This is a genomic window from Polaribacter sp. SA4-10, from assembly GCF_002163835.1.
Taxonomy (GTDB): Bacteria; Bacteroidota; Bacteroidia; order Flavobacteriales; family Flavobacteriaceae; genus Polaribacter.
Genome location: NZ_CP019331.1, coordinates 791,125 through 806,825, shown reverse-complemented (window position 1 = coordinate 806,825; position 15,701 = coordinate 791,125). Strand labels below are relative to the sequence as shown.

General features: G+C 31.5%; 12 protein-coding genes. 8 read left to right on the top strand and 4 right to left on the bottom strand.

All coding sequences use genetic code 11. From position 1 onward, the window contains the following. Positions 1–672 (bottom strand): TetR/AcrR family transcriptional regulator, encoded by a 672-nt coding sequence (locus tag BTO04_RS03670; RefSeq protein WP_087563209.1) that lies wholly within the window; start codon positions 670–672, stop codon positions 1–3. A gap of 245 nt (positions 673–917) precedes the next feature. On the opposite strand from BTO04_RS03670, the gene BTO04_RS03665 reads away from it, so the two are divergent. Then, positions 918–1,376, top strand: a complete 459-nt coding sequence (locus BTO04_RS03665; protein WP_087563208.1) for a cold-shock protein — start codon at positions 918–920, stop codon at positions 1,374–1,376. 96 nt (positions 1,377–1,472) lie between these two features. Here BTO04_RS03665 and aroB read toward each other — a convergent pair whose 3' ends face one another. Then, positions 1,473–2,531: a 3-dehydroquinate synthase gene (aroB, locus tag BTO04_RS03660; protein WP_087563207.1), complete on the bottom strand. Its 1,059-nt coding sequence runs from the start codon at positions 2,529–2,531 to the stop codon at positions 1,473–1,475. A gap of 88 nt (positions 2,532–2,619) precedes the next feature. Here aroB and BTO04_RS03655 point away from each other — a divergent pair, with 88 nt between their 5' ends. From BTO04_RS03655 to BTO04_RS03645, 3 genes are all read left to right on the top strand, one after another. Next, the gene (locus BTO04_RS03655) at positions 2,620–3,780 is read left to right on the top strand and encodes a proline dehydrogenase family protein (protein WP_087563206.1); all 1,161 of its coding nucleotides are present in this window, start codon (positions 2,620–2,622) and stop codon (positions 3,778–3,780) included. Further along, positions 3,780–4,061, top strand: a complete 282-nt coding sequence (locus BTO04_RS03650) for an LETM1 domain-containing protein (RefSeq protein WP_087563205.1) — start codon at positions 3,780–3,782, stop codon at positions 4,059–4,061. The genes BTO04_RS03655 and BTO04_RS03650 overlap by 1 nt, the downstream gene beginning before the upstream one ends. A gap of 527 nt (positions 4,062–4,588) precedes the next feature. Then, positions 4,589–8,506, top strand: a complete 3,918-nt coding sequence (locus BTO04_RS03645) for a M36 family metallopeptidase (RefSeq protein WP_198342103.1) — start codon at positions 4,589–4,591, stop codon at positions 8,504–8,506. Positions 8,507–8,807: 301 nt separating this feature from the next. Here the strand turns inward: BTO04_RS03645 and BTO04_RS15175 are convergent, their stop codons facing one another. After that, complete coding sequence (locus BTO04_RS15175) at positions 8,808–8,957, bottom strand: hypothetical protein (protein ID WP_157662426.1); 150 nt, start codon at positions 8,955–8,957, stop codon at positions 8,808–8,810. Between the two features lie 353 nt (positions 8,958–9,310). Here BTO04_RS15175 and typA point away from each other — a divergent pair, with 353 nt between their 5' ends. Next, a complete protein-coding gene (gene typA, locus BTO04_RS03640; protein WP_087563203.1) occupies positions 9,311–11,080 on the top strand; it encodes a translational GTPase TypA in 1,770 nt (589 codons plus the stop codon). Positions 11,081–11,234: 154 nt separating this feature from the next. Here the strand turns inward: typA and BTO04_RS03635 are convergent, their stop codons facing one another. Beyond that, entirely contained in the window at positions 11,235–12,773 is a 1,539-nt protein-coding gene (locus tag BTO04_RS03635; protein ID WP_087563202.1) for a sodium/proline symporter, read from the bottom strand. Between the two features lie 290 nt (positions 12,774–13,063). Between BTO04_RS03635 and BTO04_RS03630 the strand changes: the two genes are divergently transcribed. The 3 genes from BTO04_RS03630 (at position 13,064) to BTO04_RS03620 (ending at position 15,490) form a co-directional block, all read left to right on the top strand. After that, positions 13,064–13,600, top strand: a complete 537-nt coding sequence (locus BTO04_RS03630) for a cysteine dioxygenase family protein (RefSeq protein ID WP_232455947.1) — start codon at positions 13,064–13,066, stop codon at positions 13,598–13,600. A 27-nt stretch (positions 13,601–13,627) separates the two neighbouring features. Beyond that, the gene (locus BTO04_RS03625; protein ID WP_087563200.1) at positions 13,628–15,025 is read left to right on the top strand and encodes an aminotransferase class V-fold PLP-dependent enzyme; all 1,398 of its coding nucleotides are present in this window, start codon (positions 13,628–13,630) and stop codon (positions 15,023–15,025) included. An 84-nt stretch (positions 15,026–15,109) separates the two neighbouring features. Beyond that, positions 15,110–15,490 carry a hypothetical protein gene (locus BTO04_RS03620; RefSeq protein ID WP_087563199.1) on the top strand — a complete coding sequence of 127 codons (381 nt, stop codon included), beginning with the start codon at positions 15,110–15,112 and terminating at the stop codon, positions 15,488–15,490. The last annotated feature ends 211 nt before the right edge of the window (positions 15,491–15,701 follow it).

Here is a 15,701-nt window from a genome sequence, read left to right as displayed (position 1 = left end):
TTATTTGAGCGTGCTTTTAACTATTTGAATAAAAAAATTGGTAGGTGCTTGTTCTGTTTTACAGTTACTAATTAATGGAAAGTGTTCTCTTAAATAATGCTGGTGTAATGCACCTTCAATAACGGTACTTGCTAAACTTAAGGCAAAAGAATATTCTTTATCAACACTTAAAATCATATCACTAACTCTACATATTATTCTTTTGTATACTTCAAAGTATCCTTCTTTATTTTCTATGTCAACTTCTTTTGTTAAAAAAGATTTTGAGCTTTCATTTACAATAATTCTATATAAGATGGTTTCATTGATATGTGAAAAATTACTGTCTTCTTCTACCGTTCTAGTAACCACTGTTATTGCTCTTTCTAATTTTTCATTTACATCTAAAATACTATATGTTTCTATAACTAATTGATATTCTATCCAAGCCCAATACCATGAAGATAAGTAGAGTAGTAGTTTATGTTTACTTTCAAAATATCTATAAATAGAACTTTCATTAGAACTAATTTTGAGACCTAATTTTTTAAATGTAAAGTTTTCGAATCCAATTTCATTAATTAATAAAATACTATCCTCTATTATCCTTTTTCCTAATTTAGAGGTTTCTGGATCTTTGATAAAAATTTTATCTGATACAGAGATTTTTAATACAGATAATAAATTCTTCATATTTGTTTTATTTACTGCAAATATAATAGTATTACTATTAATGTATAATAGTTTTACTTTTTTTAATATAATTTTAACATCAATACGAAAACATTTTAATAATAATTCCCTAATAAATAGTATATTTGCACGATAAGACAGAATACACTCCAGTCATTACACTAGTTAGCGTTAGTTTAATTTTGAATTTCCAGTTAAGTATTTTTTCTTATCAGAAACAATAATTTAAAACTCTTATATTTTTAATGGCAAAGTCGCAACAAACATTTAGTAAAAGTGAAAAAGAAAAAAAACGTTTAAAAAAGCGTTTAGATAAGCAAAAGAAAATGGACGCTAGAAAAGCGACCAAAGATGAACATGGGTCAACTGGTATACAGTTTGCTTATGTAGATCATAATGGAAACTTAACAGATACTCCACCAGATCCAGATTTAAAAGTAGAAGTTGAGTTGGAAGATATTATGATTTCTGTGACTAAAAAAGAGGACTTGCCAGAGGAAGATCCTGTTAGAAAAGGTAAAGTATCCTTTTTTGATACTTCTAAGGGTTTTGGTTTTATTATAGACACGTTAAGTAATGAAAAGTATTTTACACACGTAAGTGGGTTAATAGATGAAATTGCTGAAAACGACAAAGTTTCTTTTGAATTAGAAAAAGGAATGCGCGGTATGAATGCTGTAAAAGTAAAGCAAATTAAAGCTTAAATTTAATTAAACATATAAGAAAAATCCTTTTCAATTTTGAAAAGGATTTTTCTTTGTATATAAAGGTTTCGTACTAATATAGTGTTCTCTTTAATGCTATTTATTATAAAAATATAAACTATCTACAATTAATTCTTCGCTTACTTTACAGTCTAATTTATGATTTTCAAAATCAGTAAGAAGCACAAAGTTTACTTGTCCATTAACATTTTTCTTATCATGTTTAAGTAGATCCATAATAGAAGAAAAATCATTTTTATCAAGTATTGTTCTATCGTAAATAGATAAAATAGTCTCTTTTAAAATGTTTAATTTATCTTCTGGAAAGTTTAAAAGTTTAGAAGAAATATAACTTTCACAAACCATTCCAATAGCAATTGCTTCACCATGAGTTAGGTTTTCTTTTGTGTTAGATTCTAAATAAAAAGACTCAATAGCATGCCCAATTGTATGACCAAAATTTAATATTTTTCGTAAGTTTTGTTCTTTAGGATCTTTTAAAACAACTTCGTTTTTTATTTCAATAGACCTATGTATTAAATCATTGATATTTAAATTTTTATTGTCTTTTATCTCGTTAAAGAGAGTAACATCATAGGTCACTCCGTATTTAATTATTTCGGCCATTCCAGATTTAATTTCTCTGGCTGTAACAGTCTCTAAATAATTAGTATCAATAAGTACCATTTCAGGATTAGAAAATAAACCAATTTGGTTTTTTAAGACGCCTAAATCAATACCTGTTTTTCCACCAACAGAAGCGTCAACAATACTTAATAAAGTAGTTGGAATATTTACAAAATCAATTCCACGTTTAAAAGTAGAAGCAACAAAGCCACCTAAATCTGTAATAACGCCACCACCTAAAGTAATTAATAAACTTTTTCTATCGCCACCTAACTCTGTAATAGCATTCCAAACTCCAATACAGGTTTCTATGTTTTTATTTACTTCACCGGCTTCAATTTCAATCACTTCAATACGAATGTCTGTAGCTAAATTTGGAATAAATTTAGGGTAACAATGCTCAAAAGTATTCTCATCAACCAAAATAAAGAGTGAAGAATAGCTTTTACTGGCTATTAAGTTAGAAAGTTTTGAATAGGCATTCTCTTGAAAAAGAACAGGATACGTTGCTGCTTGAATAGATTTCATCTAAAAAAATATTTAGTTGCAAATTAAAAAGAAAAAATTGAATAATTACGAGTCTATACATATCTTTGTTTTAATTAAAATTTAAATTATGAACCTTTTTGATAACACAGAAATAGCGTTTTCTTTAAAATCTGACTCAGAACTAGAACGTGCTTATTTTTTATTTAGAATGATACAAAACCAACCAATGGTAAGAATTGGTGCTGCAGTTACAAATTTTGCTTTAAAAGCGCATTTGCCCGTAGAAGGTTTAATTAGATCTACCGTTTTCGATCATTTTTGTGGAGGAGTTAATGAAGAGGACTGTTTGCCAATAATAGATAAAATGTTTACAAAAAACGTTCATGCTGTTTTAGATTACTCTGTAGAAGGTAAAGATCAAGAAGTTAGTTTTGATGGTGCTTTAGAAAAGGTTTTAAAAATTCTTAACTTTTGTGAAGAAAAAAAATCAATTCCGTTTGCTGTTTTTAAACCAACAGGATTTGGGCGATTTGCTTTGTACGAAAAAGTATCCGCAGGAAAATCATTAACGGATGATGAGCAAGCAGAGTGGAAAAGATTAGTTGCACGCTATCATAAAGTTTGTCAAGTAGCTGTAGAAAAAGATGTTCCTTTATTAATTGATGGAGAAGAAAGCTGGATGCAACTATCTGCGGATGTGTTGATTGAAGAGTTAATGGAAACGTATAATAAAGAAAAAGCCATTGTTTTTAACACGCTTCAAATGTACAGACATGACAGAATGGAGTATCTAAAAACGTTGCATGAAAAAGCAAAAGTAAAAGGATTTCATATCGGTATGAAACTTGTTAGGGGCGCTTATATGGAAAAAGAAAGAGCTAGAGCTAAAGAAAAAGGGTATCCTTCTCCTATTTGTGAAAACAAAGAGGCAACAGACAAAAATTACGATACTGCTACAAGATATATGATGGAAAATCCTAAAATGGCATTGTTTGTTGGCACACACAACGAAGATAGTTCTTATTTAGTGATGGAACTGGCAAAAAAATACGATATAAAAAAAGACAATAGTAATCTTTGGTTTGGTCAGTTATTTGGCATGAGTGATCATATAAGTTACAATTTGGCAAGTGAAGGTTATAATGTAGCAAAATATTTGCCATTTGGTCCTGTAAGAGATGTAATGCCGTATTTAATTAGAAGAGCAGAAGAGAACACATCTGTAGCAGGACAAACAAGTAGAGAGTTAAATTTAATAAAAACGGAGCGTAAACGTAGAAAAATATAATGACTTCGGTAGAGGAAATAAAAACGCTGCTGCTTAAAAATAAGTTAAGATTAGCTCAAGAATTAAAACAAAGCAAAGAAGCCGTTTATTTAATAAAAAAATCAACACATTCTCATCTAACAGAAGAAGAGAAAAAGAAAATTAAAATTCAATTGTTAGATATTAGCAAAGCAATACCCGCTTTTGCAGTTTTTATGTTGCCTGGAGGTGCACTTTTATTACCAATTTTAATAAAATTAATTCCAGATATTTTACCATCAGCATTTAAAGAAGATCTATAATTTAGGCGTTTCCTTTTCCTTAAAGCATCTAGGATAAAGGTCGCGCTTTCATACGATTATTGCCTTAGGTAAGAATAATTTCAAATTAAGAAATCTATAGTCTATCCTGTTAAGAACTCTGAGAAATAAAAAGAGGGAGGCTTTTGTTGATTTATATGCCGATTTTTTGATAAACTCAAGTTCCTTTAGCGCATCTAGAAGTATTGCTTCATTACTTTTCGTAAAAACACGCTCAAATAGTGTCTAAGTTTTGGTGGCAGTTCATAATAGCTGAGGTTTCTCTTTGGCACATAAATGGAGAATAGAACCCGCACTTCTGAAAAAAAAAACTAACTTTTTAATCCATTGTAATAAGTTTTACAAACATAAAAAATTAAGTTAAACCACATTCTGTAGTACTTATGTTGTGTTCTAAAACATTAAAAATCAAATTAAACCACATTTTGTTGTATCGATGTTGTAGTTAAATGTATATCTTTGGAAATATAAAACATAAACCATGTTTTAACTTAATCAAATTTTTAATTATGAAAAAAAATTTCCCCCGCATTTTATTAATACTTTTTATTCCTTGGCTTGGTTTTTCTCAAACCAATAAAGATGTTTCAGCAGAAACACTTATTCAAGAACATTTATCAACTTCGGCTAATAAGAGCCAAGTCCAGTCAATATCATACCAAATAAACAGAGATTTTGTAGAACCAGACACTAAAATTCGTAGAATTTATGCCGAGCAACAAGTAAATGGTATTAGTGTTAAAGGAGCAGTATTAAACCTTAATTATGCTGTTAATGGTAAAAAGGCAATAGTAGATTCATTTAAAAAAATGAATGTTAATACTAGTAGTCCTTCAATTAACGCAGAACGCGCCTTGCGTAATGCGATGATTAATTTAGGTGATTTTAACTCCAATAGTACATTGGTTAAAAAGGATGTTTCTAATAACCCTCAACAAGAAATAACGTTTGAAAAAGGGAACATAGCTGCAGACGATTTTAAAGCACGTTTAATTTACTTATCAGATGAAACAAATTCTGATAAAGTTAAGTTAACTTGGGAGACACAACTATATACAAAAGACCGTCAAAATTATTGGTTAGTTTATGTAGATGCAACCAATGGCGAAATAATAAGCAAGCAAGATTTGGTATTACATTGTTCTTTTGGAGGACTAGAATACGATTTCTCTGAGGCAGAATCTAAATTACACAAGCAGCATGAGCAACAAAGACACCTACATTCTGCTTTAGAGACGGAAAACAAAATTGAGGCTATAAAAAACAAAAATACATTTGGTTCTTTAAAAGAGTCTATGTTAGCTGTTGCAGTAGATCATAAATTCAAGGTGTTAGCATTGCCTGCTGAATCACCTATAGATGTAGATTTTAATGGAGAAAGCACACAAACTATGGTGTCCGTATCAGAAGCTGGTGATGCTGTTGCTTCGCCTTATGGGTGGACTAAATCTACAGGTGCTGAATTTCAAGATACTAAAGGGAATAATGTGTATTCTTTTTACGATCCCTCTCCTGGAATATTAGGAGGAGCTCCAATAGGTGTAACACCTCCAACAATTGCAGGTGGCGCTGGTGCTTCTACTTGGGATTATGTCTGGGATTTAACCAAAGAACCTGAATTTAATTCTCCAGGAACTCCCGACAATGCATTTCCAAATAGAGCTGCGGCAATTGTAAATCTTTTCTATATGAATAACATGATGCATGATATTTTTTATGGATTTGGTTTTAATGAAGAAAATCTAAATTTTCAAGAAGTTAATAGTTTTCCTGAAGAAAACATTGGAGATCGAGGAGGTCAGGGTAATGACGGTATTATAGCACAAGCGCAAGACGGTGGAGGTACTAATAATGCGAACATGTTAACGCTTAGTGATGGCGTTAATGGTCAAATGCAAATGTATCTATGGACACCTGCTGTTTTAGCAGACATGGTTTATATTTATCAAAATACATATGATGAAGATTATAATGTCGATGGAGGAATTCAATATGCAGCCGTACAAGGTTCTTTTCCCGGAGGTCCACAAGCGGATACTGATTTAGCTAAAGAAAGAGTAGGTAATTATGTTATTGTAGAAGGTAATAGTGCAGGAAGCACACCAGGAGGTTCTGAAGGATGTGGAGCTTCAGAAGCTTCAGGAACAGGGTTACCATATGATAATCAAGTTGAAGTAAATGGTAATATTGCAGTAATAGATAGAGGGTCTTGTTCTTTTGTAGAAAAAGTGGTAAGCGCACAAGAAAGTGGTGCAATTGCAGCTATTGTTATTAATAATGTACCTGGATCAGGTCCCGCAGGAATGGGAGGATCTGACACTACATCTTATTCAATAGACATACCAGCTGTAATGATTGGGTATGCTGATGGTAAGGAATTAAGAGAAGCAATTAGGGCAGCAAATGAAAATGGTGAAACTATTTCGGGAAAATTATTTTTAGATAGTGCAGTACCTCCTAAACGAGATGGTTCTTTTGATAATGGCGTTATTGCACATGAATATGGGCATGGTATTTCTACAAGATTAAGTGTTAGAGGCGGTACAGGATTAGGAACATTAAGTGGCGATGAAAAAGGTGGTGAAGGTTGGTCTGATTTTTGGGGACTTTATACAACACTTAGAGCAAATGATTTAGATGATGCAACTGCTAAGCACCCTAATGGAGTGTTGCCATCAAGAGGTATTGGTAATTATGTTACCTACAAAGATCCAACAGCGAGTGGTATTAGACCAAGGCCTTATAGTATAGATCCTAACATAAATGAATATACGTACGCAGGTTCAGTAAATGGTTTAGGTATAGCAGGTCCTGAAATTTCTGTTCCACATGGAGTCGGTTTTGTTTGGTGTAGTATGTTATATGAAGTATTTCAGGAGTTTGTAGACGTTTACGGATTTAACGATGATATTAAGGAGACTGGTTTAAATATAGATCTTACTGATGCAGCTCATTCAGGAGGAAATAATGTTTTTAATCGTTTAGTATTAGAGGGTTTAAAAATACAACCCGGTAGTGCAACATTTGCAGACAAAAGAGATGCTATATTAGCAGCCGATGCTTTGCTGTTTGGATCTGATGATGAATGTGGAGGAAGTGTGCATTCTAAAATAATTTGGAAAGGTTTTGCTAAAAGAGGTTTAGGTTTTCAAGAAGATGGTAATTACGGAACAAACGTTAGAGGAGATGAAAGAGATAGTTTTGTAATTCCACCTGCTTGTGGAGGTACAACTATTCCTACTATATCTGTAACACATTCTGCTCCATATTTAATAGCTTCTGGAGAAAATATTCAATATGAATTTACTGTTTTGGTTACTGATGGTATGGCAACAGATCTTGTTATTGTAAACCAATTGCCAACTGGAGATAATTTTACTTTTGTATCTGCAACAGATGGTGTTGAGCCAAATGCTTCAAATGAATTAATTTGGAATTTTGGAGATGTGCTAAGTGGTACTTCATTTGTTAAAACTGTAACTATTAAAACCAGTGAGACACCATTTACAACAATAAGTACATTATTTGAAATGGAATCTGAAAGTGGTGACGGTGTTGCTAGTTCAGGAGCAGGAGTATTTGAAGGATCTGCGGAAGATAAATGGGCTTTAAATACAGAGTCCTCTTATGGTGGAAATAAATCTTGGTTTGTGAAAAATCCAGATTTTTTCAGTGAACAATATTTAACATTTACTTTAAATGAAGCAACAGTTGCAGATGAAGAATTAGTGTTCTTTCATAAATACGCGACAGAGGAAGGCTACGATGGTGGTGACTTAGAATATACAACCAATGGTGTTGTATGGACTAAGATTGCTAAAGATGATTTCACAAAAAATGGATACAACGACATTGCTGATGACCAAAATACGCAAATGGTAGGTGCTATGTTTGGAGGGATTTCTAAAGGTTATATTCAATCTATTGCAAACTTACCTGCAGGAGTTACCGCTGTACGTTTTCATTTCGCTTCAGATGGTGGAACAGGCGCAACTGGATGGTGGATTGATGACTTAATGGTTGGTAGTACACCTACTTATGCACTTAGTGATGTTAAAGCTAGGAATTCTTTAGCTGCGCAATCTAGTTCATTTGGAAATGCAGTTGTAGCAGGTGATTATGCTACTTCGTTAATTATTAATAGTAATGCTTTAGCGGTAGATGATATTGAAGACTTGTTAACGTCAAAAGTTTCTCTAATTCCAAACCCTGCTCATGGTAAAGTAAGTATTGTTTGGTCTGATAATATTAGACAACCTTTTAAAGTAGAAATGGTAACTTTAGATGGTAAACTAATTAATGTATGGAACGTTAAAGAAAATACTGAAAAATTTAATATTAATTTAGATCAATATGCTAATGGTTTTTATATTCTAAAAATACAGCGTAATGATAGCGTCACGTTTAAAAAATTAATTGTTAACTAGTATATTATTAAATAGCAAGTTCTAAATAATCGATACAGATTATTAAAGGATTAAAATGAATTAGACCTGAACAATAAATTTATTGTTCAGGTTTTTTTTATTTATAAGTTTTACTTTTAACCGTATTTTGTGCATTCATTTTTTCAAGTGATAGCATATACTTAGATAAATGCGGTCTTTTTGTGGTGTAAATTTTAATAGCATTTTTTATTAAAGTTGGCTTTATGCAGATGGCATATTTAGCTATTTTAAAATAGCGTTTACTTGCTTTCTTTGCACTAAGGTTTTAGTATGTGGCTGTTTAAGTATGTAATAATCTTGTTTCGTTTAAAACAACACCTCTTATTGTTCCATTAATAAATGTAAAGGTTGCTAAATGATCACATGCTCCTTTTTCATAGTCTATTATAACTCTAAAAATTGCACGTTCAACATCTATAAAACCACGCAAGTAACTTTAATAATGTATTCACACATTACCAGAAGCCTACAGTGTTCCTGTTCTTTTGTATAGAAGTGCTCGCAGTTTACAAGCGATAACTATTTTAATTCAAAACAATTTACTAACTGCGCTATTAAATTTAAAAGAAGATTGTTTTCAATAGCATTTTTATAAAAATTTTTAATAAAATGATTGCATTAAAAGCTATTATTTTTTTAAAGTAATAGAATAATGAGTTGTTAAATTAGCATCTAACTTACAAATAATTGGGTTTCATTCTTTAATAATGAAAAATAAACACTTAGAGTTCGTATAAATTACATAGAAACAACTACTTTTGCACGAAATTTAAGAAATTAAGCATGCAAATCAGAAACATCGCTATTATAGCTCACGTTGATCACGGGAAAACAACATTGGTTGATAAAATTATAGATCAAGCAAAAATCTTAGACGATCGTAAAGAACGTACAGACTTATTGTTAGACAATAATGATTTAGAACGTGAAAGAGGAATTACAATTCTTTCTAAGAACGTTTCAGTTCAATATAAAGGAACAAAAATTAACGTAATTGACACTCCTGGTCACGCCGATTTTGGTGGTGAAGTAGAGCGTGTATTAAAAATGGCTGATGGTGTTTTATTATTAGTTGATGCATTTGAAGGGCCAATGCCACAAACTCGTTTTGTATTAGGTAAGGCTTTAGACTTAGGTTTAACTCCTATAGTTGTTGTAAATAAAGTAGACAAAGAAAACTGTACTCCAGACATCGTTCACGAAAAAGTTTTCGATTTAATGTTTGCATTAGAAGCAACTGAAGAGCAATTAGATTTTGCAACTGTTTACGGTTCTGCAAAAAACAATTGGATGAGTACAGATTGGAGAAACGAAACAGATAATATTATCCCTTTATTAGATGCGGTTTTAGAGTCTATTCCAGCAACTACTTACAATGAAGGTACACCACAAATGCAAATTACTTCTTTAGATTTTTCTGCTTTTACAGGTAGAATAGCTATTGGACGTGTATTTAGAGGAGATTTAGAAGTAGCTAAAGATTACATGTTATGTAAAGCGGATGGTTCTACTAAGAAAGTAAGAATTAAAGAATTACACGTATTCGAAGGAATGGGTAAAGTTCAAGTAGATAAAGTTCCTTGTGGAGATATTTGTGCAATTACAGGTATTGACGGATTTGAAATTGGTGATACCATTGCAGATTTAGAAAACCCAGAAGCATTACCAAGAACAGAGATTGATCAGCCTACTATGAGTATGTTGTTTACAATTAACAATTCTCCTTTCTTTGGTAAAGAAGGAAAATTTGTAACATCTCGTCACTTACGTGATCGTTTGTTTAAAGAATTAGAAAAAAACTTAGCATTAAAAGTAGAAACTACTGATAGTGAAGATAAATTTAACGTTTTCGGACGTGGAGTTTTACACTTATCTGTATTGATTGAAACAATGCGTAGAGAAGGTTATGAATTACAAGTGGGAAGACCACAAGTAATTCTTAAAATGGTTGACGGTAAGAAACATGAGCCAATGGAAACATTGTCTATTGATGTACCTGAAGAAATGGCTTCTAAAGCTATTAATTTAGTATCTCTTAGAAAAGGAGATATGTTAATTATGGAGCCTAAAGGAGATTTACAGCACTTAGAATTTTCAATCCCATCTCGTGGATTGATCGGTTTAAGAAATAGAATCTTAACAGCAACAGCTGGTTCAGCAATTATTAACCACAGATTTAGTGAATATGGTCCTTATAAAGGAGATTTTACCGAAGAAGTAAAAGGAGCTATTGTTTCTTCTGCAGCAGGTAAAGCAACAGCATATGCATTAAACCGTTTACAAGACAGAGGTCGTTTCTTTATCGATATTAACCAAGAGATTTATATTGGTCAAGTAATTGGTGAAAACTCTAAGTCTGATGAGATGGCTGTGAACTTAATTAAAGGAAAGCAATTAACAAACATGCGTAAATCTGGTACAGATGAAGCTATGAAAATTGCACCGAAAGTAGATTTCTCTTTAGAGGAAAATATGGAATACATTAAAGCGGATGAGTACTTAGAGGTAACTCCAGAAAGCTTACGTATGCGTAAGATTGTATTTAAAGGATAATTTACATTGTTTTTTACAAGTTTGATACTTTTGTAGTCAAAAGTGATTTTGATTGAATATGAATATCAAAATGAATAAATAGAAACAGTATATAAAATTAAAAAGCTCAAGTTTTAAACTTGAGCTTTTTTTATGAATTTTAGTCAAAATTATTCTAATCAGTTGTAGCATCAATTTCTTCAAGCATTTTAATGGCTGCTGCTCTAGGAGGATATTTTTTAGAGACCATATAACCAACAATGATTGCTACTGCAAAAGATGGGGCAAGCACATCAAGTGCTACAAAGTATTTGCCAACTGAAGCCATTTCTTTAAATACAAAATTAAATAGCATTACAGAGACAAACCCAGAAATCATAGAAGCTATAGCTCCTTTTTCTGAATAGCCTTTCCAAAAAAGTGTCAAAATAATTACAGGACAAAAAGTAGCAGCAATGCCAGACCAACCAAATAGTATTACCCAAAATATTTGCCGATCAGGAGATACGTAATTCATAATCATGGCAATTATTAATGCAGTAAAAGCCATAATAACTGTAGAAATTCTAGAAATTTTTGTTAAGCTTTCATCTTTTATATCGGGTCTAAATATTTTCTGATAAAAATCTCTGGTAATTGCGCTAGATGCTAATATCAGTAAAGAATCTATGGTTGACATAATTGCAGACAACACGATGGCAACAAATATTGCAACTAAAATTGTGGGTAAAAATTCTTCAGTAATCATGCTTAAAACATTATTACCATCATTTCCTAAAACTACCTCAGGATCTTGACCTTCTTTGGTAAAATAAATTCGAGCAAGAATTCCAATAGTAACCGCAGCAGCATCCGTAAGTAAGGTAAATGCAGTTGCTACCCATTTTCCTTTATCAACCTCTTTTTCATTTTTTATCGACATAAATCGAACATACACTTGCGGCGAACCTAAAAATCCAAGTCCAATCATAGAAAAACCTAATAGGGTAAAAAGATTCATCCAACCATCTGTACTTCTTCCCATTACTTGGGTTAAAGTTGGGTCTATTGCATTTAATCCTGCCGTAACACCAGCTCCATGGTCCATAGAAAACCAAACAACTATTGGTAAAAGTACTAAACCGAAAAACATGAGTAATCCTTGAAATAAATCTGACCATACTGCAGCTACAAAGCCACCAATAAAGATATAGGCTAACACAATAAAAAAGCCAATAAGAGCACCAATTTTATAGTCTATTCCTAGCATCGATTTAAAAGCAACGCCGGTAACGTCTATTTGAGAAGCTACATAAATTACAATAAAAACGACAAGAATAGACGCTGCTATAATTCTAAGGGTATGTGTAGAAGTTTTAAAATGACTTTGTAAATAATCTGGTATGGTAATAGCACCAAAAGCATCAGATCTTTTTTTGAAACGTTTCGCCATAAATTGCCATGATATAAAAACGCCAAGCAATTCACCAACAACAACCCAGTAACCAGAATATCCTGCCATTGCGCCCATTCCTGTCAAGCCTATTAAAAGCCAACCAGATTCTCCTGTAGCTCTTGCTGAAAATGCAACTGCCCAAAAGCCCATTTTTTTTCCACCAACATAATAATCACTCATGCCTTTAATGCGTTGCGAGGCTAAAATTCCGATTAGAAACAAAATACCTACATAAACTGTTAGCACAGCTATTTTAATCATAAAATTTTCGTCTTGCATAGTGGTATAATAGTTGTAGTTAATTGTTAGCGATTTGATATTCTCAAAATCTTTAATAATTCGGAATAAATGAATTTTCAAGATATTGAAAAATAGTCAAAAAAATAGGGATTTGATAAATTTTGGATTAAATAATTTAATAAATAGTTTAAAACTGAATAAAAAGAGTGAATATGCCTTATATTTGTAATAAGGAGTTTTTACTATTTATAAACTCAATTATTTAGTGAAATTTAGGGAATACCCTTGGATTTGTACAAGAATTGAACAAAAAAAAGACATACATTATCTTGAATTCTAACGAAAATAACACCACACCACTTCAAACTTTAAATGATTTAACAACAGCACTTTCCGAAGGAGAGAGGACGACTTACAATCACATTATACATTCCACTAAATTTAAAAAAGATACGTTTGATGCATATGTTTCTTGGTCTGATGAGTGTTATACCCGAAATTGTATTATAGATTCAGAAAAGTATGAATTAATTTTAATCTGCTGGTGTGAAGGTCATAAAACGGCAATTCATGATCATGGTGGTGAAGAATGTTGGGTAAAAGTTATTGAGGGTGAATTTGAAGAAACTATTTATAAGAAAGATGAAAATGGCGATTTAAAACTTTTTAAAACGGCTGTTTCAAAAGCGAATCAAATTACCTACATGAAAGATTTTATGGGTTTTCATCGTTTAGAAAACATCTCTAAAAAGAGAAGTATATCCCTCCATTTATACGCAAAACCAATTAGAACTTGTAATATGTTTGATGAAGCTTCAAAAACATTTATTAGTAAAAATTTGTGCTACACTACAATTGCAGAATAAATAACAATATAAAAAGAGAAAAACAGCATGTCTACTATAAAGAATGATTTAGCTTTATTTAATGAACTTGTAGAAGTTTTAATAAAAGAAGAAAAAATAAACCCGGTAGCAGAAAGAATAGATTCGAGTGAATTATACGAAACGATTGATCTTTCTTTAAATGATGGGGCAATGATTGATGACGATTTTAAAACGCTACTATCTGATGTTCTTATTGCTACCCCAAAAACAGCAACAAACTTATTTTTTAATCAGCTTTTTGGTGGTAGACAATCTAAAGCAATTTTAGGAGATTTATTAGCAGTCATGCTAAATAATAGCATGTATACTTATAAAGTTGCGGGCCCACAAGTAGGTATTGAACAAGAAATAATTAGACAATCTTGTGATTTAATTGGTTATGGTAAAAACAGTAATGGAACTTTTCCAACTGGGGGTTCTATGAGTAATTATATGGGTTTAATTATGGGGAGAGATGCTAAAGACCCTTCTTGTAGATTAAACGGAATGACAAAACCTTTGATTATTTATACGTCAAAAGAATGTCATTATTCAAATTCTAAAAACGCAAGTTTTGCAGGTATTGGTAGAAATAATATTCGTTATATAAAAGCAGATTCAAAAGGTAGAATGATTCCAGAACTCTTGGAAGCACAAATTTTAGAAGATATAGAAAATGGCGGAGTACCTACTTATGTAAATGCAACTGCAGGAACAACTGTTTTAGGGGCTTTTGACCCAATTGATAAAATTGCTGATATTACAGAAAAATATAAAATTTGGTTGCACGTAGATGGTGCATATTGTGGAAGTGTAATTTTTAGTGAGAAGTATAAACATCTTGTAAAAGGAGTAGAGAGATCTAACTCTTTTAGTTATAATGCGCATAAAATGCTTGGAACACCCTTAACATGTTCTATTATTTTAGTGAATGATAAAAAACATTTGCACGCTTCTTTTAGCAATGATGCAAGTTATTTATACCAAACAGACGGAGACGATTTTAATTTAGGAAAAACTTCTTTTCAATGCGGAAGAAGAAATGATGCTTTAAAATTTTGGACGCTATGGAAATCCATAGGAACAAACGGTTTAAAGCAAATTGTAGAACAACAATTTAAGTTGGCAGATGTTGCATTAGCGTATATTAGAAAGAACCCCGATTATACATTATATAGTTTTGATGATTCTATTTCTATTTGTTTCAATTATAAAAATATAGATCCAATGGCGCTTTGCACTGCTTTGTATGAGCATCAAGAAACCGTAGTTGGTTTTGGTTCTTTTGAAGAAGATACTTTTGTTAGATTGGTAACTATTAATGCAAATAATGGCAAAGAAGATATCTTAAACTTTTTTAAAGTTTTAGAGGCTTTTGTTGAGAAAAATCCAAATTTAGAAAAAGTGGCAGCATTTACTGTTTAACTCGTTTCAGAAAATTAAAATAAATAATACAAATACCTCACTTTTAGTGGTATTTTTTGTTGATAAACATTTTACCTTTGCAGTATGAGTGAATTTAAGCAACTTTTTGAAACATTACAACAAAGCCTTACAAATGATGAGTTTGTAAAACTAACGCTAAGCAAACCGCTTAGAAAGAGTGAAGGCTTGTTAAATGTATATATGCGTTTGTTTGTAATTGATGGTAAAGAAGTTTTCGAATTTAAACATAGATATGCTGAGGAATATAAATATAAGAAATTTACTCTTAGCGAAGCAACTGTTGAAATAGAAAAATTACTACTAGCAACTTTTAGAGCCGCTACTTTATTTACATTACGTGAAGATTTATTAGTAATGGTTTCTAAAAAGAAATTAGTTTCTTATAGAGAAAATGCACCAAGTTTTAAAAATAAATTACCAGAACTTCCTCCACAAGCAGAATAATTGTAATTTTACTCCTACATTAGAAAAACTACTCTAAGTAACAGTCTTTTATTACTATTTTGTGTAGTTATTTAGGTGATTTTACATCTAGTAAAATTATCATTTTTGTCTTTCTTAATGAGGAATGATCAGGTATCTTTATAAAACAAAAAAAGCTAAGTTTTAACTTGGCTTTTTTATTTCGGCTTATTTTCTAAGGTGTTGTAAACAG